The 20,660-nt window shown below is 67.9% G+C and carries 19 protein-coding genes; 15 read left to right on the plus strand and 4 right to left on the minus strand.

The window, feature by feature from the left end; translation table 11 throughout:
* Positions 1–92: 92 nt before the first annotated feature.
* The 5 genes from pdxY to zapE all read left to right on the plus strand — a co-directional run bounded on the left by pdxY (position 93) and on the right by zapE (position 4,753).
* A complete protein-coding gene (gene pdxY / locus AUL33_RS14590) occupies positions 93–1,022 on the plus strand; it encodes a pyridoxal kinase (protein WP_062209633.1) in 930 nt (309 codons plus the stop codon).
* A gap of 14 nt (positions 1,023–1,036) precedes the next feature.
* A complete protein-coding gene (locus AUL33_RS14595) occupies positions 1,037–1,804 on the plus strand; it encodes a DUF429 domain-containing protein (RefSeq protein ID WP_062209560.1) in 768 nt (255 codons plus the stop codon).
* A gap of 105 nt (positions 1,805–1,909) precedes the next feature.
* Positions 1,910–2,587, plus strand: a complete 678-nt coding sequence (locus tag AUL33_RS14600; protein ID WP_062209563.1) for a carbonic anhydrase — start codon at positions 1,910–1,912, stop codon at positions 2,585–2,587.
* A gap of 188 nt (positions 2,588–2,775) precedes the next feature.
* Complete coding sequence (locus AUL33_RS14605) at positions 2,776–3,348, plus strand: protease inhibitor Inh/omp19 family protein (protein ID WP_062209566.1); 573 nt, start codon at positions 2,776–2,778, stop codon at positions 3,346–3,348.
* A gap of 166 nt (positions 3,349–3,514) precedes the next feature.
* Positions 3,515–4,753: a cell division protein ZapE gene (gene zapE / locus AUL33_RS14610; protein ID WP_082652609.1), complete on the plus strand. Its 1,239-nt coding sequence runs from the start codon at positions 3,515–3,517 to the stop codon at positions 4,751–4,753.
* Here zapE and AUL33_RS14615 read toward each other — a convergent pair.
* Positions 4,657–5,829, minus strand: a complete 1,173-nt coding sequence (locus AUL33_RS14615) for a diguanylate cyclase (protein ID WP_062209570.1) — start codon at positions 5,827–5,829, stop codon at positions 4,657–4,659. The two genes, zapE and AUL33_RS14615, sit on opposite strands and share 97 nt — an antisense overlap.
* A 589-nt stretch (positions 5,830–6,418) precedes the next feature.
* On the opposite strand from AUL33_RS14615, the gene sucC reads away from it, so the two are divergent.
* From sucC to lpdA, 9 genes are all read left to right on the plus strand, one after another.
* Positions 6,419–7,609 carry an ADP-forming succinate--CoA ligase subunit beta gene (gene sucC / locus AUL33_RS14620; RefSeq protein ID WP_062209573.1) on the plus strand — a complete coding sequence of 397 codons (1,191 nt, stop codon included), beginning with the start codon at positions 6,419–6,421 and terminating at the stop codon, positions 7,607–7,609.
* Positions 7,610–8,102: 493 nt separating this feature from the next.
* Positions 8,103–9,005 (plus strand): succinate--CoA ligase subunit alpha, encoded by a 903-nt coding sequence (gene sucD, locus AUL33_RS14625; protein WP_062209576.1) that lies wholly within the window; start codon positions 8,103–8,105, stop codon positions 9,003–9,005.
* Positions 9,006–9,299: 294 nt separating this feature from the next.
* Positions 9,300–12,302, plus strand: a complete 3,003-nt coding sequence (locus AUL33_RS14630) for a 2-oxoglutarate dehydrogenase E1 component (RefSeq protein ID WP_062209636.1) — start codon at positions 9,300–9,302, stop codon at positions 12,300–12,302.
* A 100-nt stretch (positions 12,303–12,402) separates the two neighbouring features.
* Complete coding sequence (gene odhB, locus AUL33_RS14635) at positions 12,403–13,725, plus strand: 2-oxoglutarate dehydrogenase complex dihydrolipoyllysine-residue succinyltransferase (protein WP_062209578.1); 1,323 nt, start codon at positions 12,403–12,405, stop codon at positions 13,723–13,725.
* 143 nt (positions 13,726–13,868) lie between these two features.
* A complete protein-coding gene (locus tag AUL33_RS14640; protein WP_062209581.1) occupies positions 13,869–14,513 on the plus strand; it encodes a LysE family transporter in 645 nt (214 codons plus the stop codon).
* Entirely contained in the window at positions 14,506–15,267 is a 762-nt protein-coding gene (locus AUL33_RS14645) for an SDR family oxidoreductase (RefSeq protein ID WP_062209584.1), read from the plus strand. The genes AUL33_RS14640 and AUL33_RS14645 overlap by 8 nt, the downstream gene beginning before the upstream one ends.
* The gene (locus AUL33_RS14650; protein WP_062209586.1) at positions 15,267–15,770 is read left to right on the plus strand and encodes a hypothetical protein; all 504 of its coding nucleotides are present in this window, start codon (positions 15,267–15,269) and stop codon (positions 15,768–15,770) included. The genes AUL33_RS14645 and AUL33_RS14650 overlap by 1 nt, the downstream gene beginning before the upstream one ends.
* Positions 15,771–15,866: 96 nt before the next feature.
* Positions 15,867–16,268, plus strand: a complete 402-nt coding sequence (locus tag AUL33_RS14655) for an MAPEG family protein (protein WP_062209590.1) — start codon at positions 15,867–15,869, stop codon at positions 16,266–16,268.
* Positions 16,269–16,298: 30 nt separating this feature from the next.
* On the plus strand, positions 16,299–17,720 hold the full coding sequence (gene lpdA / locus AUL33_RS14660) for a dihydrolipoyl dehydrogenase (protein ID WP_062209593.1): 1,422 nt from the start codon (positions 16,299–16,301) through the stop codon (positions 17,718–17,720).
* Positions 17,721–18,016: 296 nt separating this feature from the next.
* Here lpdA and AUL33_RS22535 read toward each other — a convergent pair whose 3' ends face one another.
* Positions 18,017–18,433: a hypothetical protein gene (locus AUL33_RS22535; RefSeq protein WP_192843192.1), complete on the minus strand. Its 417-nt coding sequence runs from the start codon at positions 18,431–18,433 to the stop codon at positions 18,017–18,019.
* On the opposite strand from AUL33_RS22535, the gene AUL33_RS14665 reads away from it, so the two are divergent.
* Positions 18,398–19,423: a GGDEF domain-containing protein gene (locus tag AUL33_RS14665; protein ID WP_192843193.1), complete on the plus strand. Its 1,026-nt coding sequence runs from the start codon at positions 18,398–18,400 to the stop codon at positions 19,421–19,423. The genes AUL33_RS22535 and AUL33_RS14665 overlap by 36 nt on opposite strands.
* 287 nt (positions 19,424–19,710) lie before the next feature.
* On the opposite strand, the gene AUL33_RS14670 is transcribed toward AUL33_RS14665, so the two are convergent.
* Both AUL33_RS14670 and AUL33_RS14675 read right to left on the minus strand, forming a co-directional pair.
* Positions 19,711–19,941: a hypothetical protein gene (locus AUL33_RS14670; RefSeq protein WP_062209600.1), complete on the minus strand. Its 231-nt coding sequence runs from the start codon at positions 19,939–19,941 to the stop codon at positions 19,711–19,713.
* A 342-nt stretch (positions 19,942–20,283) separates the two neighbouring features.
* The gene (locus AUL33_RS14675) at positions 20,284–20,562 is read right to left on the minus strand and encodes a hypothetical protein (protein ID WP_062209603.1); all 279 of its coding nucleotides are present in this window, start codon (positions 20,560–20,562) and stop codon (positions 20,284–20,286) included.
* Positions 20,563–20,660: the final 98 nt, after the last annotated feature.

Here is a 20,660-nt window from a genome sequence, read left to right on the forward strand (position 1 = left end):
CCTTCGTCCCACCCGCGCTTCTCCTTCCGCTCTTCCTCGCCCGCCTCTCTCGCCCGGCCGAACTCGCGGGGCCACGGATCGAACCCTCCCCGATGTCCCAAGTCCCGCCACCGGCCGACAAGCAGGCCGTCATCTCGATCTCCTCGCACGTGGCGCGCGGCACGGTGGGCAATCGCGCCACCGTCTTCGCGCTGGAATCGCTCGGCTATCCCGTCTGGTCGGTGCCGACCGTGACGCTGCCCTGGCATCCCGGCCACGGACCCTCGACGCGTATCCTGCCCGAGCCCGAGGCCTTCGCCGCCTTCTGCGCGGATCTCGCGCGCTCGCCCTGGCTCGGAGAGGTAGGCGCGGTCATCACAGGCTACTTCGGCGCGCCGAAACAGGTGGAGGCGGCGGCCGCGCTCGTCGATGCGGTGAAGCGCGTCAACCCGCAGGCGATCTTCCTCTGCGATCCCGTGCTCGGCGACAAGCCAGAGGGAGGGGCGCGAGAGGGAGAGGGAGGCGAGGAGGGCGGCCGGCTCTACCAGCCGGAGGCGACGCTGGTCGCCATCCGCGATCTCCTCATCCCGCGCGCCGACATCGCCGTGCCCAACCGGTTCGAGCTGGAATTCCTCACCGGGCTGGAGTTCGCCGACAACGCCCAGCTGGTGGAGGGCGCGAGCGCGCTCGGACCATCGAGCGTCGTCGTCACCTCGGCCTTTCCGTTCCTGCGCGGGGGCATCGGCAATCTCCTCGTCGAGGACGGCGCGGCGATCCTCGCCGAGCATCGGCGCATCGAGGGTGTGCCGAACGGGCTCGGCGACCTCACCGGCGCGGTGTTCCTGGCGCGCCGGCTGGCGGGCGTGCGCGGCGAGAAGGCGCTGCAATCCACCACGGCGGCGGTGTTCGAGATCCTGGCGCGCACCACCAAGCGCGGCAAGGACGAGTTGACGCTGGAGACCGACGCCGACAGCCTGAAGACGCCGATGGCGATGGTCCAGATGCGCCGGCTCTCCATGCCCGGCGGCAACCGGCGGGCCTGACGCCGATGGACGGGATGGCGGACGGCGCGGTGCTGGCCGGCGTCGACGGCTGTCCCGGCGCCTGGATCGCCGCGACCGAGGCGGCGGACGGGCGGACGGCGCTCGCCGTCTTTCCCGCCTTCGCCGATCTCCTCGCCGCGCTCCGCCCGGAAGCGATCGTCGCGGTGGACATGCCGATTGGCCTGCCCGAGCGTATCGACGGGCCCGGCCGCGCCGCCGAGCAGGCCGCCCGGCCGCATCTCGGCCCGAGACAGTCCAGCGTCTTCTCGATTCCCGCACGCGCCGCGGTCGAGATCGATCCCGGCCCGCACGAGGACGGCGAGGCGCGCGCGCTCGCCCATCGCCGGGCGTCGGAGTTGGCGCGCACGCTGTCGGATCCGCCGCGCGGCGTCTCGCGGCAGGGCTTCATGCTGTTTCCCAAGATCCTCGAGATCGACCGGCTGCTGCGCGCCGATCCGGCGCTCGCGAACCGCGTCCACGAGAGTCATCCCGAGCTTGCCTTCGCGATGCTGAACGGCGGCGCCGCGATGGCGCAGCCGAAGAAGGTCCGGGGCCAGGTCTTCGCGCCCGGCCTGGCGGAGCGCCGGGCGCTGCTCCTCTCGAACGATCTGCCGCCGGCGCTTCTCGTCGCCCCGGTGCCGCGACCGGCCCGCGAGGACGACCGGCTCGACGCCTGTGCTATGCTTCTCGTCGCGCGCCGCATCCGGGCGGGCACCGCGCGGGCCTTTCCCGATCCGCCGGGACGCGACGCTCACGGCCTGCCGGTGACGATCCGGGCCTGATCGGCCGGCCCATCCCGGTCGCGCACCGAGAGCGGACCACGGGCGACTGTGCAGATGCGAAGAAATCCGTTTAGAAGGGTTCGAACGGACTGTTGGAGCGCGCCGATGACCCTGCTTCCCGATCACCTTCTCGAGGGCTACCGCTCGTTCGTCGAGGGTCGCTATCTCGCCGAGACGCAGCGCTACCGGTCGCTGGCGCGCGACGGCCAGAGCCCCGAGACCATGGTCATCGCCTGCTGCGATTCGCGCGCCGCGCCCGAGACGATCTTCGGCGCCGGGGCGGGCGAACTCTTCGTGGTGCGCAACGTCGCCAATCTCGTGCCGCCCTACAATCCCGACGGCGACTTCCACGGCACCTCGGCGGCGCTGGAATTCGCCGTGCAGGCGCTGAAGGTCCGCCATGTCGTGGTGATGGGCCACGGGCGCTGCGGTGGCATCAAGGCGGCGCTCGACCCGAAGGCCGTGCCGCTCTCGCCGGGCGACTTCATCGGCAAGTGGATGAGCATCGTCGAGCCGGTGGCGCAGGCGGTGGCGGCCAACGACCTGATGACCGCGGCCGAGCGCCAGACCGCGCTGGAGCGCATCTCGATCCGCACCTCGATCGCCAACCTTCGCTCCTTCCCCTACGTCGCGGCGCGCGAGGCGGCGGGCGAACTGACCCTCCACGGCGCCTGGTTCGACATCTCCACCGCCGAGCTCTGGGCGATGGATCACGAGACCGGCGACTTCCAGCGCCCGCTCGTCGATCTCGACGCCGAACTGAAGCCCGAACCGGTCACCTGAGGCCAGCGCTTGCGCGCCAATGGCTTCACGCTTCGTGTCCCCGCGGACACAATCGGTGGGGCAAACGGGAAATCCGCGGGGCGGCGCTTGCGGATCGTGGTGAACGTCCTCTTTAAAAAGACGATGATGCGACGCTGCCGCGCCTGCCGGCGGGCGTCGAGCCGGCGGCTGAACGAGGAACGGGCCCGATGACCCTTTGGACGACGACGCGCCTGCGGGCGAGAACCGGGCTGGCGCTCGTGGCGGCGGTGACGCTGGCCGGCTGCAACCAGACGATGCCGATGGCGGGCGGCGGCACCATGGGTGGCGGCGTCGCCCCGCTTCGCGCCGCGCCGACGGGCCAGGTCTACGCCAACCAGCTGCCGCCCCCGCCGCCGCCGCCGGCGGCCCCCGTGGTGCAGACGCCCGTCACACCGCCGGTTGACGCCGCCGCGGCGGCCGGCACGACCCCGGCCGCGCCCGTCCAGACCGCATCGGCCACGCCGGTGACGCGCGAGGGCCTCGTCGGCGCCTGGCGCGTGACCTCGGGCGGCGGCAACTGCCAGATCTTCATGGCGCTGACGCAGTGGACCGGCGGCTACCGCGCGGCCTCGCGCGGCTGCCCCGGACAGGTCGCCGACGTTTCCGCCTGGGACGTTTCAGGCAACCAGGTCGTGCTGAAGGATTCCGGCGGCTCCACCGTGGCGACGCTGAACAACACCGGCGGCACGCGCTACGAGGGCACGACGTCCGGCGGCCAATCCGTCAGCCTCTACCGCTAGAGGCTTGGCGCTCGGAGCGAGGCCGGGCCTTCAGGGAGCCGGTCTTGTTGCGGCCGGCTAGCGCCTGCAGCCCGATACGCTGGCCCGGCGGCGCGTCGACCGCAGGCCGGCCTGTCGCCGCGGGCTTCCGGCGCCTTTCATCGCGAATCCCAAGATAGGCCACGCCATGCCCGACAGTCACCACGGCTACGGATCGGTCGGCGGCGAGCGCGGGCCGGTTCGCACCGAGATCGAGCGCCGGGTGCGGGCCGGCGAGATCCGGCCGGACGGCGTGCAGGCGGCGCTGGCCGACCGGCTCGACAAGCTAGGGCGCGAACTCAACGACACCGCGCTGGTTTCGAAGGGCTCGGCGCTCGGCTGGCTGTTCGGCCGGCGCGGCAAGCCGGAGAGCCCGCGCGGCCTCTACATCCACGGTGGGGTCGGGCGCGGCAAGTCCATGCTGATGGACCTGTTCTTCCAGCTCTGCCCGGAGCGGCGCAAGCGGCGGCTGCACTTCCACGAGTTCATGCGCGAAGCCCATGCCCGCATCAACGCTCACCGCGCCGCGGTGAAGGCGGGAACGGCGAGCGGCGACGATCCGATCCCGCCGGTGGCCGCCGCCATCGCCGCCGAGACGCGGCTCCTCTGCTTCGACGAGTTCACCGTCACCGACATCGCCGACGCGATGATCCTGTCGCGCCTCTTCGATGCGCTCTTCGCGCAGGGGCTGGTGCTCGTCGCCACCTCGAACGTCGCGCCCGACGACCTCTATCGCGATGGGCTGAACCGTCCGCTCTTCCTGCCCTTCGTCACGATCCTGAAGGCGCATTCCGAGATCTTCTTCCTCGACGCGCCGACCGACTATCGCTCGGAAACGGTGGAGGGCGAGAGCCTCTACGTCACGCCGCTGGGCCCCGAGGCCGAGCGGCGGATGGATGCGATCTGGCGGGCGATCCTGGGCACCGCGCCCGATGCGCCGTCCGAGTTCACCGTGGCGGGCCGACGCATCGCGGTGCCGCAGGCCGGCAACGGGGCCGCGCGCTTCGCCTTCCGCGACCTGATGCAGCGCCCGCTCGGCGCCTCCGACTATCTCGAACTCGCACGGCGCTTCGACACGGTGATGCTCGACGGCGTGCCCGTCATGGCGGAGGCCGAGCGCAACGAAGCCAAGCGCTTCATCCTTCTCGTCGACACGCTCTACGACGCGCATCGTCGGATCGTCGTCTCGGCCGCCGCGCCCGCCACCGCGCTCTATCGCGGGCGATCGGGAACCGAGGCCTTTGAGTTCGACCGCACGGTGTCGCGCCTGATCGAGATGCGCTCGGGCGACTACCTGACGGAGGCGGCGAAGCGCCGGGGCTCGCCGATCGCGGATGAAACCGAACCGGAGGCCGAGCCCGGCAGGGGGGCATCGGCCGTCGGCTGACTCTCGACCCGGTTCCGGCCGCCGGTCTTGGCGCGGTAGAGCTGCGCGTCCGCCGTCTCGAACAGGAGCTTCAGCGAGGAGCACCCGTCGCCGCAGACGGAAACGCCGATGCTGACGGTGATCTGCACCGACGGCCCTTCCGGCATGTCGATCGACATGGCCGCAACCGCGCGTCGGAGCCCCTCTGCGACCTTGCGCGCGTCGCCCGAGTTGGTGCGCGGCAGCAGCACCGCGAACTCCTCGCCGCCATGGCGCGAGGCCTGGTCGAGCGGACGCAGCGCGCCGAGGAGGGTCGCCGCGGTGGCTTCCAGCACGCGGTCCCCGACGCCGTGACCGAACGTGTCGTTGACGCGCTTGAAGAAGTCGATGTCGATGAGGAGCAGCGATAGCGGCGCGTCCAGATCCTGTGCGCGGGCCTCGATGTATTGCCGCTCGAAGCCGCGTCGGTTCCACAACCCGGTCAGCGGATCCTGCAACGCTTCGTCGGCCAGCATCCGCTCGCTCGCGATCAGCCGCATCTCGCGCTGGATCATCTTGCCGAAGGCCAGCGATCCCACGAGCGAGGCGAAGGTGAGCGTCGTCAGGACCGCGATGAGCGGACCGTTCGCCCAGGTCGCCGCCGCCATCAGCGTCGAGACCGAATGCGCCGCGATCATCAGGCCGAGCAGGATGAAATGGCGGCTGCCCGGCGCCCGGCGTGCGCGCATGCCGCGCCGCCAGAGGAGGCCGGCGCCCGCCGCGATCAGGATGCTGATGCCGCCGGCAATGTAGTGGCCGCCGAGATGGATCCGGTATGCGATGGTCACGAGCGCGGTCATCAGCGCCGCCGGCCAGCCGCCAAAGGCGCCCGCCAGCCCCACCACGAGACCGCGCAGGTCGACGAACGCACCGGGCACGATCTGCACGGGGCGCAGCATCACCAGAAGGCCGGCGGTGGCAAAGAGCAGCCCGAGGAGCAGCACCTGGCGCCCATGCGAAAACCGCCGGCGCTGGAGCACACCGAACAGGATCGCGATGATCGCGAGCAGGCCCACGCCGTGGACGAGCATGAGAAGAAAGGCGATGGTGTCCTGCATGGGGATGAGGCGACGATCCGATTGGCTGCGCTGCAACGGTAGGGCCAGAGGGTAAAGGTTGTGTTCCCCTTCGGCGATTGCGCTTCACGGTGGAGTGTTCTCGGATGCGCTCCGGATCAGAGGTTCCGCGTCTGAGCGGATGTCGGAACGCTGGGTAAGGCGAAAAAAATGTCGTGGTCCGCTACCGCGGGTTTCCCCTTGATGCCGCTTCCCTTTGCATGTGACCTTTACGTAAGCCCCACTTCCTCTAACCGGTTGAAACAACACGCAGCCTGCAACCTGAATTGAAATTGTCATCGGGTCCCTGTATGCCCTGCGGCCAAGCCGCGGCGTCGGCTCGGCCTCGAGGCCGGTCGAAGCCGCACCGAAAGGCGCATGCGCGACGGATCTTGCGATCCGGCGCCGGACGCGCCGAGACCGACGCGGAAGGCATGACCCTGGCCCGGATCGCCCGATCGACGCTGCGCTCCCCAACGGCTGCCGCTACCGCAACGCCCGGCCCGGCATCGCGCCCCGCCGACGGGCATCTTCGCGGGTCCCCGCGCTCGCCTTCCCCATTTTCCCGATCCCGCATCAACGAGATGACCCGATGAACATTCACGAATATCAGGCCAAGCAGGTTCTCAAGGGCTTCGGCGCGCCCGTCGCCTCCGGCGTCGCGATCACCAGCGCCTCCGAGGCCGAGGCCGCGGCGAAGCAGCTGCCGGGCCCGCTCTACGTCGTGAAGTCGCAGATCCACGCGGGCGGCCGCGGCAAGGGCAAGTTCAAGGAACTCGGCCCCGACGCCAAGGGCGGCGTGCGCCTCGCCAAGTCCGTCGAGGAGGCCGTGTCCCACTCGAAGGAGATGCTCGGCAACACGCTCGTCACCGCCCAGACCGGCGACGCCGGCAAGCAGGTGAACCGCCTCTACATCGAGGACGGCGCCGACATCTCGCGCGAACTCTACCTCTCGCTGCTCGTCGACCGCTCGGTCGGGCGCGTCGCCTTCGTCGTCTCGACGGAAGGCGGCATGGACATCGAGGCGGTGGCGCACGACACGCCCGAGAAGATCATCACGGTGGCGATCGACCCCGCCGCCGGCGTCACCGACGCCGACGTCGCCGCCATCACCAAGGCTTATGGCCTCGAGGGTGTCGCGGTCGAGGACGGCAAGTCGCTCTTCCCGGCGCTCTATAAGGCCTTCACCGAGAAGGACATGGCGCTCCTCGAGGTCAATCCGCTGATCGTCATGACCGACGGCCACCTGCGCGTCCTCGACGCCAAGTGCTCGTTCGACGGCAACGCGCTGTTCCGCCACGACGACATGAAGGCGCTTCGCGACGAGACCGAAGAGGACGCCAAGGAGATCGAGGCCTCCAAGTGGGACCTCGCCTATGTCGCGCTCGACGGCAATATCGGCTGCATGGTCAACGGCGCGGGCCTCGCCATGGCGACGATGGACATCATCAAGCTCTACGGCAAGGAGCCGGCGAACTTCTGCGACGTCGGCGGCGGCGCCAACAAGGAGAAGGTCGCGGCGGCCTTCAAGATCATCACCGCTGATCCGGCGGTGCAGGGCATCCTCGTCAACATCTTCGGCGGCATCATGAAGTGCGACGTCATCGCCGAGGGTGTCGTCGCCGCGGTGAAGGAAGTCGGGCTCAAGGTCCCGCTGGTGGTGCGTCTGGAGGGCACGAACGTCGAGCTCGGCAAGAAGATCCTCAACGAGTCGGGCCTTGCCATCACCGCCGCCGACGACCTCGACGACGCCGCCAAGAAGATCGTCGCAGCGGTCGGCTGATTTAGAACTCTTGTGAACGACCTCGACGTATTAGCAGAGCTGATCCTCATACTATCGCCGATCATCTGGATCTTTTGGCGATGGGTTGCGAGGAGAGTTCAGTGGATTAGATGTCGGGGTCGACTCTGGCTTTACGAAACGTGTGTGCTGGGGATCATATTTGCTATCGCAGCATATCCGCTGATGTTTTTAGACGTTTGCAGCATCATTCTTGACGAAGATTCAGATTTCAACTGCGCGGCGATAGCGGTCACTTTTTTTCTGTCAGGTCTCATGACAACGGTTACGGCATTGCTGATCTGGAGCCGACGGGGAAGTTTGGTGGATGAGGGTTGTGTTGGTTTGCGTGCAGACAGCGATCGATAGGGCTTACAACGACTTGCAATGGATCTCGGATTATATCTGGGATCGGAAATTGACCAATGAAGCCTCAACGCTTCAATCTTGTAACAGCGCGGCCGGCGGCCGAACATAATTCGCTTGGAACTATTCTATGTCTATTCTCGTCGACAAGAACACCAAGATCATCGTGCAGGGCCTGACCGGCAAGACCGGCACGTTCCACACCGAGCAGGCGCTGGCCTATCACGGCACGCAGATGGTCGCCGGCATCCACCCCAAGAAGGGCGGCGAAACCTGGACGGGCGCCAAGGGCGAGAGCCTGCCGATCTACGCCACCGTCGCGGAGGCCAAGGAGCGAACGGGCGCCAACGCCTCGGTGATCTACGTGCCGCCCGCGGGCGCGGCCGACGCCATCATCGAGGCGATCGAGGCCGAGGTGCCGTTCATCACCTGCATCACCGAAGGCATTCCGGTGCTCGACATGGTGCGCGTCAAGCGCCGGCTGGAGGGTTCCAAGTCCCGGCTGCTCGGTCCCAACTGCCCCGGCATCATGACGCCGGACGAGTGCAAGATCGGCATCATGCCGGGTTCGATCTTCAAGAAGGGAAATGTCGGCATCGTTTCGCGCTCGGGAACGTTGACCTACGAGGCGGTCTTCCAGACCACCAACGAGGGCCTCGGCCAGACGACGGCCGTGGGAATCGGCGGCGACCCGGTGAAGGGCACCGAGTTCATCGACGTGCTCGAGATGTTCCTCGCCGACGACGAGACGAAGTCGATCATCATGATCGGCGAGATCGGCGGTTCGGCCGAGGAGGACGCGGCGCAGTTCCTCATCGACGAGGCCAAGAAGGGTCGCTCCAAGCCGATGGTCGGCTTCATCGCCGGCCGCACGGCGCCCAAGGGTCGCACGATGGGCCATGCCGGCGCAGTGGTGTCGGGCGGCAAGGGCGATGCCGAGTCGAAGATCGCGGCGATGGAGGCCGCGGGCATCCGCGTCTCGCCCTCGCCGGCCCGTCTCGGCACGACGTTGAGCGACGTCCTCAAGGGCTGAGCCGCCCATCGCACCGGGCGGGGCACGGCGACGCGCCACCCGGTGCGAACGAGGCAACGCAGCCCGGTCGGCCTCTCTTAGGCCCGATTGGCTTGACACACGAAGCACCCGCCCGGCCGCCCGGCCTCGGCGGGAGGGTCCGGTCCGCCGGACCCTGCGAACGAGCCGGGCGCGTTCGAGTGAACGGTCGAGGCGTCGGTTTTCCCAAGCGGGATGTTCGGCACCCTGGCCCCTGACGTTTCAGAACCCAAGGAGACGGCGCCCGGCAAAGCGGGAGCCGCGATGATCGAGATCATGGCACGCAATCCGGCGAACGAAACCTTCGCACAGACCTCGTTCCTCTATGGCGGCAATGCCGACTATATCGAGGAACTGCACGCGGCCTACGAGGCCGACCCCGCCTCCGTCGCAGCCGAGTGGCAGGACTTCTTCGGCGCGCTCAAGGACGACAAGGCCAGCGTGCGCAAGAGCGCGGAAGGCGCGTCCTGGGCCAAGCCCAACTGGCCCATCCCCGCCAATGGCGAGCTCGTCTCGGCGCTCGACGGCGACTGGGGCACAGCCGAGATCCGCGTCGAGAAGAAGCTGCGCGACAAGGCCGCCACCGCGACGCCCGCCGCCAAGGTGTCGGACGCCGACATCCTGCAGGCGACGCGCGATTCGGTGCGCGCTCTCATGCTCATCCGCGCCTTCCGCGTGCGCGGCCATCTTCACGCGCAGCTTGACCCGCTCGGCATCGCCAAGCCGGAAGAGGACTATAACGAGCTCTCGCCGAAGGCCTACGGCTTCACTGAGGCCGACTACGATCGCAAGATCTACATCGACAACGTGCTCGGCATGGAGTTCGCGACCGTCCGCCAGATGGTCGACATCCTGACGCGCACCTACTGCTCGACGATCGGCGTCGAGTTCATGCACATCTCCAATCCCACCGAGAAGCAGTGGATTCAGGAGCGCATCGAGGGTGCCGACAAGGGCGTCGCCTTCACCGAGCAGGGCAAGCGGGCCATCCTCAACAAGCTGATCGAGGCCGAGGGCTTCGAGAAGTTCATCGACGTCAAGTACAAGGGCACCAAGCGCTTCGGCCTCGACGGCGGCGAGGCGCTGATCCCGGCGCTCGAGCAGATCATCAAGCGCGGCGGTCAGCTCGGCGTGAAGGAGATCGTGTTCGGCATGGCCCATCGCGGCCGCCTCAACGTGCTCGCGCAGGTGATGGGCAAGCCGCGCCGCGCGATCTTCCACGAGTTCAAGGGCGGCTCCTACAAGCCCGAGGACGTCGAGGGCTCGGGCGACGTGAAGTACCATCTGGGTGCCTCGTCGGACCGCGAGTTCGACCAGAACACCGTCCACCTCTCGCTCACCGCCAATCCCTCGCATCTCGAGATCGTCAACCCGGTGGTGCTCGGCAAGACGCGCGCCAAGCAGGACGCGATCGTCGGGCGCACGCGCACCGAGGTCGTCCCGCAGGAGGTCCGCAACCAGGTCCTGCCGCTGCTGATCCACGGCGACGCGGCCTTCGCCGGCCAGGGCGTCGTGGCCGAATGCTTCGGCCTGTCGGGCCTGAAGGGCCACCGCGTCGGCGGCTCCGTGCACGTCATCATCAACAACCAGATCGGCTTCACCACGAACCCGCGCTTCTCGCGCTCCTCGCCCTATCCGTCCGACGTCGCCAAGATCGTCGAGGCGCCGATCTTCCACGTCAACGGCGACGACCCGGAAGCCGTGGTCTATGCCGCCAAGATCGCCACCGAGTTCCGGCAGACCTTCCACAAGCCGGTGGTCATCGACATGTTCTGCTACCGCCGCTTCGGCCATAACGAGGGCGACGAGCCCGGCTTCACGCAGCCGATCATGTATCGCAACATCCGCGAGCATGCCTCGACGCTGGAGATCTATGCCAAGAAGCTGGTGGCCGAGGGCGTCCTGACGCAGGACGACGTCGATGCCCGCAAGGCCGAATGGCGCGCCGATCTGGAGGCCGAGTACGAGGCCGGTCAGTCCTACCAGCCCAACAAGGCCGACTGGCTCGACGGCGCCTGGTCGGGCATGCGCCGCGCCGACGACGAGGACGAGTCGCGCCGCGGCATCACCGGCGTGCCCATCAAGACGCTGAAAGACCTCGGCAAGAAGCTCACCGAGATCCCCGCCGACTTCGAGGTCCACAAGACGATCGGGCGCTTCCTCGACAACCGCGCCAAGGCGATCGACACCGGCGAGGCGATCGACTGGGCAACCGGCGAGGCGCTTGCTTTCGCGACGCTGCTCGCCGATGGCTCCCCGGTGCGCCTGTCGGGTCAGGACTCGGAACGCGGCACCTTCTCGCAGCGCCACTCCGTGCTCTACGACCAGCGCGACGAGAACCGCTACATCCCGCTGCAGAACCTCGCCAAGGGTCAAGCAGTCTACGAGGTCATCAACTCGATGCTCTCGGAAGAGGCCGTGCTCGGCTTCGAATACGGCTATTCGCTCGCCGAGCCGAACGCGCTGACGCTCTGGGAGGCACAGTTCGGCGACTTCGTGAACGGGGCGCAGGTCGTCATCGACCAGTTCATCTCGTCGGGCGAGGCCAAGTGGCTGCGCATGTCCGGCCTCGTGATGCTGCTGCCGCACGGCTACGAGGGCCAGGGTCCCGAGCACTCCTCGGCGCGCCTGGAGCGCTTCCTGCAGCAATGCGCGCAGGACAACATGCAGGTCGCCAACGTCACGACCCCGGCAAACTACTTCCACATCCTGCGCCGGCAGATGAAGCGCGACTTCCGCAAGCCGCTGGTCCTGATGACGCCGAAATCCCTGCTGCGCCACAAGCGCGCCGTGTCGGATCTTTCCGAGATGGCCGGCGACACGTCCTTCCACCGCCTCCTCTGGGACGATGCGGAGATGAAGAAGGACGCGACCACGATCAAGCTGGTCAAGGACAAGGACATCCGCCGCGTCGTGCTGTGCACCGGCAAGGTCTATTACGACCTTCTGGAGGAGCGCGAGAAGCGTGGCATCGACGACATCTATCTCCTGCGCGTCGAGCAGCTCTATCCGTTCCCGGCCAAGGCGCTGATCAACGAATTGTCGCGCTTCCGCCAAGCCGAGATGGTGTGGTGCCAGGAGGAGCCCAAGAACATGGGCGCCTGGAGCTTCATCGATCCCTATCTGGAGTGGGTGCTCGACCGCATCGGCACCGACAAGCGCCGCGTGCGCTACACCGGGCGCCAGGCGGCGGCGTCCCCGGCGGTCGGCACCATGTCGAAGCACCTCGCGCAGCTGGCGGCGTTCCTCGAGGACGCGCTCGGCGACACCACGGCCTGACCCGGGATCCGACGGGATCGGCGGCCTCGTGCCGCCGGTCCCGGACCCGTTTCCCGCCAACCACCCATTTCCTTTTCCGCATTCGAGAACGAGCCAAGCGATGAGCACCGAAGTCAAAGTCCCGACGCTGGGAGAATCCGTCACCGAGGCCACGATCGGCCAGTGGTTCAAGAAGGCGGGGGACCGCGTCGAGCAGGACGAGACGATCGCCGAGCTCGAGACCGATAAGGTCACGGTCGAGGTGCCCGCGCCCGCCGCCGGCATCCTCGAGGAGATCGTGGTGAAGGAAGGCGAGACCGTCGCGGTCGGCGCGCTCATCGCGGTGATCGGCGCCGGCGACGGTTCGGCGCCCGCCCCCAAGGCCCCGACCGAAAAGCCCGTCGCCTCGGGCGCCGGCCAACAGGCCGCCGCGTCCGGTGCCACCGAGGGCTACGGCAATGCGTCGGGCGGCCCGGCCGCCGCCTCGTCGGGCTCCGACACCTCGCTGCCCATCCCCTCGGGCACCGGTTCCAACGACATGCCGGCCGCGCCTGCGGCGCAGAAGCTGATGACCGAGAAGGGCCTGCAGGCCGGCGACGTCGACGGCTCGGGCAAGCGCGGACAGGTTCTCAAGGGCGACGTGCTGGAAGCCATCGCCCGCGGCGCGCCGTCGGGCACGCCCGCCAGCGCTCCCGCCGCCAAGGCGCCGGCCGCGCCCCGCGTGCCGTCCTCGCAGTCGGACGAGGCGCGCGAAGAGCGCGTGAAAATGACGCGCCTTCGCCAGACGATCGCGCGTCGCCTCAAGGACGCGCAGGACACCGCGGCCATGCTCACCACCTTCAACGAGGTGGACATGACGGCGGTGATGGAGCTTCGCAAGAAGTACAAGGACCTCTTCGAGAAGAAGCACGGCGTGAAGCTCGGCTTCATGGGCTTCTTCACCAAGGCGGTCTGCCATGCGCTGAAGGAGATCCCCGCGGTCAACGCGGAGATCGACGGCACCGACCTCATCTACAAGAACTACGCCCATATCGGCGTCGCCGTCGGCACCGAGAAGGGCCTCGTCGTGCCGGTGGTGCGCGATGCCGACCAGATGACCATCGCCGAGATCGAGAAGGATATCGGTCGCCTCGGCCTTCTGGCGCGCGACGGCAAGCTCGGCGTCTCCGACATGCAGGGCGGCACCTTCACCATCTCGAACGGCGGCGTCTACGGCTCGCTGATGTCGACCCCGATCCTCAACGCGCCGCAGTCCGGCATTCTGGGCATGCACAAGATCCAGGACCGCCCGGTGGCGATCGGGGGCAAGGTCGAGATCCGGCCGATGATGTATCTGGCGCTCTCCTACGATCATCGGATCGTCGACGGCAAGGAAGCGGTGACCTTCCTCGTGCGCGTCAAGGATTCGCTGGAGGATCCCGAGCGTCTGGTGCTCGACCTCTGATCCGCTGAACAGTCCGGCGCCGACCACCCGGCCGGCGCCGGTCCGACATTCGCAGTCCACGCAAGGTTCCTGGCGGGCGGGCGATGCGGCCACCTTGAACCTTGCGCTCGAAGCCGGAGTTTCGGCCAAGCGACGGAGCCGCCATGAGCCCCTATCTCCTCGAACTCGCCACGCTGATGGCGGTCTTCTCGGTGGTGATCGTGGTTCCCGGCGCCGATCTCGCGCTCGTCATGCGCCAGTCCATCACCCGCGGCCGGCGCGCCGCCGTCCTGACCAGCCTCGGCCTCGGCGCCTCGCTGCTCTTTCACGTCGGCTACACCCTTCTCGGGCTCGGCCTGATCGTCTCTCAGTCGCTCATCGCCTTCACCATCGTGAAATGGTGCGGCGCGGCCTATCTCTTCTATCTCGGCTACCGCTCGCTCAAGGACGCCGACCGGCCGATCGCCCCCGACGCCGGCCTCGCGTCTGCTTCGATGCAGCCGATCTCGGACGCCAAAGCCTTCGCCATGGGCTTCGTCACCAACGCCCTCAACCCCAAGGCCGTGGTGTTCTTCCTCTCGCTCTTCTCCTCTCTCGTCAGCCTCCAGACGCCGATCACGGTGAAGGCCGGATACGGGCTGGTGATGGCCGCCTCGCTCGTCCTCTGGTTCGTGGGCGTCTCGTTCTTCTTCACCATCCCCGCGATCCGCGACGGGTTCCTGCGCGCCGGGCGCTGGATCATGCGCGTCACCGGCTTCGTGTTCATCGGGCTGGGGCTCAAACTCGCGACGGAGCGCATGCATGGCTAAGCGCGGCGTTCTCATCGTCACCGGCGGATCGCGCGGCATCGGCGCGGCGACCTGTCGTCTGGCCGCTGCGCGCGGCTTTGCGGTCGTGGTCAACTACGCCGCCAACGAGGCCGCCGCCACGGCGCTGGCGGGCGAGATCGAGGCCGGCGGCGGCCGGGCGCTCGCGGTGCGCGCCGATGTCGGCTCGGAGCCGGACGTTCTGGCCCTCTTCGAGGCGGCCGACCGGTTCGGGCCGCTCGCCGGGCTCGTCAACAATGCCGGCGTCGTCGATGCGCCGGCGCGCGTCGAGGCGATGAGCCTCGATCGGCTCGACCGCATGTTCCGCATCAACCTGACGGGATCGTTCCTCTGCGCCCGCGAGGCGATCCTTCGCCTGTCGCTCGAGCGCGGCGGACCGGGCGGCACGATCGTCAACGTCTCCTCGGCCGCCGCCAAGCTCGGCGGCGCCGGCTCCTATGTCGACTATGCCGCGGCCAAGGGCGCCATCGACACGATGACGGTGGGGCTCGCCCGCGAGGTGGCCGATGTCGGCATCCGCGTCTGTGCGGTGCGCCCCGGCATCATCGACACCGAGATCCACGCCTCCGGCGGATGGGCGACCCGCGTCGCGGAGGTCGGCGCCTCGCTGCCGATGGGCCGCGCCGGCACCGCGGACGAGGTGGCGCAGGCGATCCTCTGGCTCCTCTCGGACGAGGCCAGCTATTCCACCGGTGCCATTCTCGACGTCTCCGGCGCCCGGGCGATCCTGCCGTGATGCGCTCGCTCGCCCTCGCGGTCCGTGCCGCCGTCATCGCCGTGGCGATCACCGCGCCCGCCGGGGCGCAGGAGACCGCGCCGCCCGACTATCGCGACGACCGATCGAGTGCGGAAACCGTGATCGAGAGCCTCTACAACGCCGTGGAGCGGCGCGAGTACCTGCGCGCCTGGTCCTACTTTCGCGACGAGCCGGACCGGCCGACCTTCGAGGCCTTCGCCGCCGGCTATGCCGACACGCGTCATGTGCGCCTGAAGCTCGGGCGCGCCACAGGGGAGGGGGCCGCCGGCTCGACATTCTATTCGGTGCCCGCCGCGATCGAGGCCGAGACCGACCGGGGCCGGCAGGTCTATGTCGGCTGCTACGAGCTGCGCCTCGTCCAGCCCGGCGTCCAGATCACGCCGCCCTTCCGCCCGCTCGGGATCGTCAAGGCGAAGCTCGAGCCGAGCGCCGCGAGCTTCGCGGATGCCGCCGGGACCTGCCCGGCCAAGGGTCTGCCATGAGGTCCATGACGGTTTCCGCCATGTCCGATCCGGTGGGCGAGCCTATCTCAGGCCGCATGAACGCCGCGCATCGCGCTGTATCGAAGGTCTGATCCCATGGAAATGCCGCTTCCCACCGAACTCGTCGTGCTCGGCTGGTCCATCGTGCTGCTCTTCGTCCACATCACCCTGCAGGGCCAACTGGCGACCCGCGAGCGCGGCACCGGCTGGAATGCCGGCCCGCGCGACGGCGATGCCCAGCCGCTCGGCAAGTTCGCCGGTCGCGCCGAACGCGCGCTGAAAAACTACCAGGAGACCTTTCCCGCCTTCGCCGCGCTGGCGCTGGGTCTGGCCGTCGCAGATCGCACCGGCGGCCTCGGCGCGGCCGGCGCCCTGCTTTGGTTCGCCGCGCGCATCGCCTATATCCCGCTCTACATCTTCGGCGTCCCCTACATCCGGTCGCTCGTCTGGCTCGCCTCGGCGGTCGGTCTGGTGATGATGCTCATCCGGTTCCTCTGACCCTTTTCCCTTCCAGCAAAAAGTAGATCCATGGCTGACTCCTCCGACCTCGTCTTCGACCTCGTCGTCATCGGCTCCGGCCCCGGCGGCTACGTCTGTGCGATCAAGGCCGCGCAGCTCGGCCTTAAGGTCGCCGTGGTGGAAAAGCGCTCGACCTACGGCGGCACCTGCCTCAACGTCGGCTGCATTCCCTCGAAGGCCCTGCTGCATGCCTCCGAGATGTTCGCGGAAGCCGGCCATTCCTTCGCCGATCTCGGCATCAAGGTGAGCCCCGAGCTCGACCTGCCGACGATGCTCGGCCACAAGGACAAGACGGTGAAGGCCAATGTCGACGGCGTCGCCTTCCTGTTCAAGAAGAACAAGATCGAGGGGATCACCGGCGCAGGCCGCATCAAGGGTGCCGGCGAGGTCGAGGTGAGCGCCGAGGACGGCTCGACGCGCACCCTGAAGACGAAGGCGATCTGCATCGCCACCGGCTCGGCGGTCGCCGGCATTCCCGGCCTCGACGTCGCCTTCGATCACGATACGATCGTCTCCTCCGACGATGCGATCGCGCTCGCCAAGGTGCCGGCGACGATGGTGGTGGTCGGCGGCGGCGTCATCGGTCTGGAGCTCGGCTCGGTCTGGTCGCGGCTCGGCGCCCGCGTCACGGTGGTCGAGTATCTCGACAAGATCCTCGGGCCGATGGACAGCGAGGTCTCGGCCGCCTTCCAGAAGCTGCTCGTCAAGGAAGGCTTCCACTTCAAGCTCGGTGCCAAGGTGACGGCGGTGACGAAGAGCGAGAGCGGCGCCAGCGTCACCTTCGAGCCGGCCCAGGGCGGCGCGGCCGAGACGCTGGAGGCCGAGGTCGTGCTCATCGCCACCGGCCGCAAGCCCTTCACAGAGGGGCTGGGTCTGGCCGAGGCGGGCGTTGCCACCGACAAGGCGGGCCGGGTCGAGATCGACACGCATTACCGCACCAATGTCGAGGGCATCTACGCCATCGGCGACGTGGTGAAGGGCCCGATGCTGGCGCACAAGGCCGAGGACGAGGGCATCGCGCTCGCCGAGATCCTGGCGGGTCAGGCCGGCCACGTGAACTACGGCGTCATCCCCTCGGTGGTCTACACCTCGCCCGAGATCGCCTCGATCGGCCACACCGAGGACGAACTGAAGCGGGACGGCGTCGCCTACAAGGCCGGCAAGTTCCCCTTCATGGCCAACGGGCGCGGCCGTGCCATGCTGCACACCGACGGGTTCGTGAAGGTGCTGGCGGATGCGACGACCGACCGGGTGCTCGGCGTCCACATCCTCGGCTTCGGCGCCGGCGACATGATCGCGGAAGCGGCGGTCCTGATGGAGTTCGGCGGCTCCTCTGAGGATCTGGCGCGCACCTGCCACGCGCATCCGACGATGTCCGAGGCCGTCCGCGAAGCCGCCTTCGCCGCCTTCGCCAAGCCGATCCACCTCTAGACCATTTCCAGTGAAAGCCGGGTGGGCTTTCACGTCAGGACAATGCAGCAAACCGAAACCTCAAGCCGATCCGGTGAACTCCTGTTCGCCGGATCGGCTCCAGCATGCATGAGCTTCGCGGCGGAGCGACGAGGGTGTTGCGGCGCTGCAGGCGCGTTAAGCTTTCGCTCATCATGTTTCACGTGAAGCCGGACCGATTATGATACGCTAACCGTGCATTGACCATCATCGACGATCTTCGCTCTGTCGGGCGGTTCGATTCGCTGCCTCCGACTCCCGAGGTGGTGGTCATGACCCTAGCAGCAGCCTATCTCCTCGGCCCTGCCGCGCGTCCGATGCCCGGGATGACGCCGGACCGAGATCCGCGCCGTGAGGACTTGGCCACCGATCGTCTCGCGGCCACCGTCGAGGACGAAATCAGTCATCTTGGGCAGAGGTGGGCGCGCTTTACGCCAGAACTCGAGCATCTCTACGACACCAGTCGGATCGAGCGCCGGCGTTGCGCCGTGCGTGCGCTCCTGCGCATGGGCCTCATCCTCGTCGCGATGATCTCGCTGCTTCACTCCGTCCACGTCGCCGGTGCGCTGCGACCGCTTGACGTCCTGCATGTGCTGATCTCCGCAGTCCTGATTCTGTTGTGCCGCAGGGCCGTCGGGCATGCGGGATCGGCGACCCTGATGGATCGAACCGTCGCGGTCGCCCTCGTCGGTCATCTCCTTCTGACCGCGATCCTGACGCTCATTGATCGAAAGCTGGGCAATCCCGGCTTCGTCGCAGTGCGCCCACTGGAACTGACGCTGCTGTTCGCAGGCTGTTCGCTGCTCTGCCTACCGCAGAGGGCGGCGTGCGTGACGCTGGGTCTGGCGCTCTGTTCGGCCGCTGCCTCGCTCATGGCGGCAGGCGAACTCGGCGGCACGGGCGGACCGTTTCTCGCCGGGCTGGTGCTGATCGCGTTCATTGCGTTTGCGGCGAACCGGCTGATGGACGAGGCCGCACGCGAAAGCTTCCTCATGCGTCTTCGCGCCGACTTGCAACTGCGGCGAAGCGAGGCGGATCGCACCTCGATGGAGCGGCTGGCCTCGCTCGATCCGTTGACGGGCATTCCCAATCGCCGAGCCTTCGATGCGGAACTGGCGCGCACGCTCGCGGGTTCGGATAGCGATAACGCCGTCCTGCTGGCCTTCATCGACGTCGATCATTTCAAGACCTACAACGATTTCGGCGGCCATGCGCTCGGCGACGAATGCCTGCGCCGGGTCGCGGCTTCTCTGCGCGCAGCCGTCGGGACGGGGTTTCTGGCGCGTTATGGCGGCGAGGAGTTCGCGGCGATCCTCCAAGGCGACACCACGCAGGTGCTGGAGGCCGGCGTCCACCGCCTCCATCAAGCCGTTCGCGCGTTGCAGACGCCGCATCCCGGCCGCAGCGACGGCATTTCCCATGTGACGATCAGCATCGGCGCCGGGCATCACGTTCCCGGCGAACCCGGCCATGTGCTGATGGAACGCGTCGACCGATCGCTCTACCGCGCGAAGGCGCTCGGCCGTGACCAGGTGGTGATGGCGAGTGATGCAACCGGCGATCAGGTCGTTCGGCTGCGCAGCCTGAGGAGACTGGCGGATGCCGAGAGTCCAGTCTCGGCGCCGCCTGCAGATGCGCGTCCTGACAGCAGTTCACGATCCGGGCGTTTCGGCGGCGCGCGCTGACGACGGGATGGAGGGAATGGGTCGCGTCTTCGCCAAGCCCTCGCCCTGAACTCAAGCCAGTCCAGACCATTCCAGACAGGCGGGGCTCGGACGTGATGAGTTCCCGACGAGCTGAGCACGCCTGCGATGGCCGGTTCGCCCCAAGCGTCGTGCGGCTGCAGGGCATTGGGCGCGTCCCAACGGCGGCCTTCAGAGGCACCGCATGGCTGGACGAGGATCGTTGCTTCCGAAACGATCCTGTTGAAGTTCCGCGTGCTTGAACTCGCGCTGCGTTGCGCCTTGTAGCCTCAGTGCTCCCAGAAGGACCGATCCAGCGGCACGCGCGCGATCTCGCGGCGCTCGGGATCGAGAACGCGCGCATGGTCGCCCCATCCATCGGCAAAACCCGACTGTGACAGGGTTTCCCGGACGGCCTGGACCGCATCGTGGTCGTTGAGTGCGTTGATCGCATCGTGGAACGGTCCGGGAACCCAATCCTGGCCCTCGACGGTTCCGGTCTCAATTCTGTAACGCGACATTCTCGTCCTCCCTTGCGATGCCCGGAAGATTGAACCGACATCGCGGCCTTGTCACGCTGCGCTGCGGAAAGCGTCTTCCGCGCTTGCGAGATGCCGGTTCCGCTCGTCACGATCTGTCGGACGGTTGCGGATGACCCTGTTTCCTGCGCCCGAAACGCATGGGTTCGAGCAACGCCGGGATGCTTCGAGTTTGCCAACGAGCGAGCAGGCTGGCTGACGTCGCGACGATAGGGACGCGATCCGTCCGCCGGACCCGGGCAAGCAGCCTTCGGCGTTGGCGGAGCGACGTGTCGCGGGCGAGACGGAGCGTCGTTCACGGCCAGGGGCCGTGCGCCGTGACCGTCAGTTCAGGCGACCCTGGCGGCATCGCTCGTAGGCGCGGTCGCCTGCGTCTTCGGCGCGGCGCTGGTTGAAGGCGTCGGCACCGAAGGAGTCTTCGGGATCGCTTAGATTCTCATAGGTGTTGCGGGCGGTCTGGTCCGCGTAATTCTCGCAGCCGCGGGTGACAGGGGGCCGGTAAGAATCGGGAGCGAGGCCGACCGGGGGGTAGGCGGGACCCTCGACCACCGTGCAGCCGGCCAAGAGAGAGCACAGGCCCAGAACGGGTAAAAAGCGACGCATCCGTAGGTCCCTTCGAACAGCGACGCCCCGTGATTGCCGAAGCGCGAGAACTGTTTCTCAAAATAGGTTCGGACGCGTGTCCGTCCAGCAGCGCTGCG

The sequence above is a fragment of the Aureimonas sp. AU12 genome (genome assembly GCF_001463705.1).
In the GTDB taxonomy this organism is placed as follows: domain Bacteria; phylum Pseudomonadota; class Alphaproteobacteria; order Rhizobiales; family Rhizobiaceae; genus Aureimonas.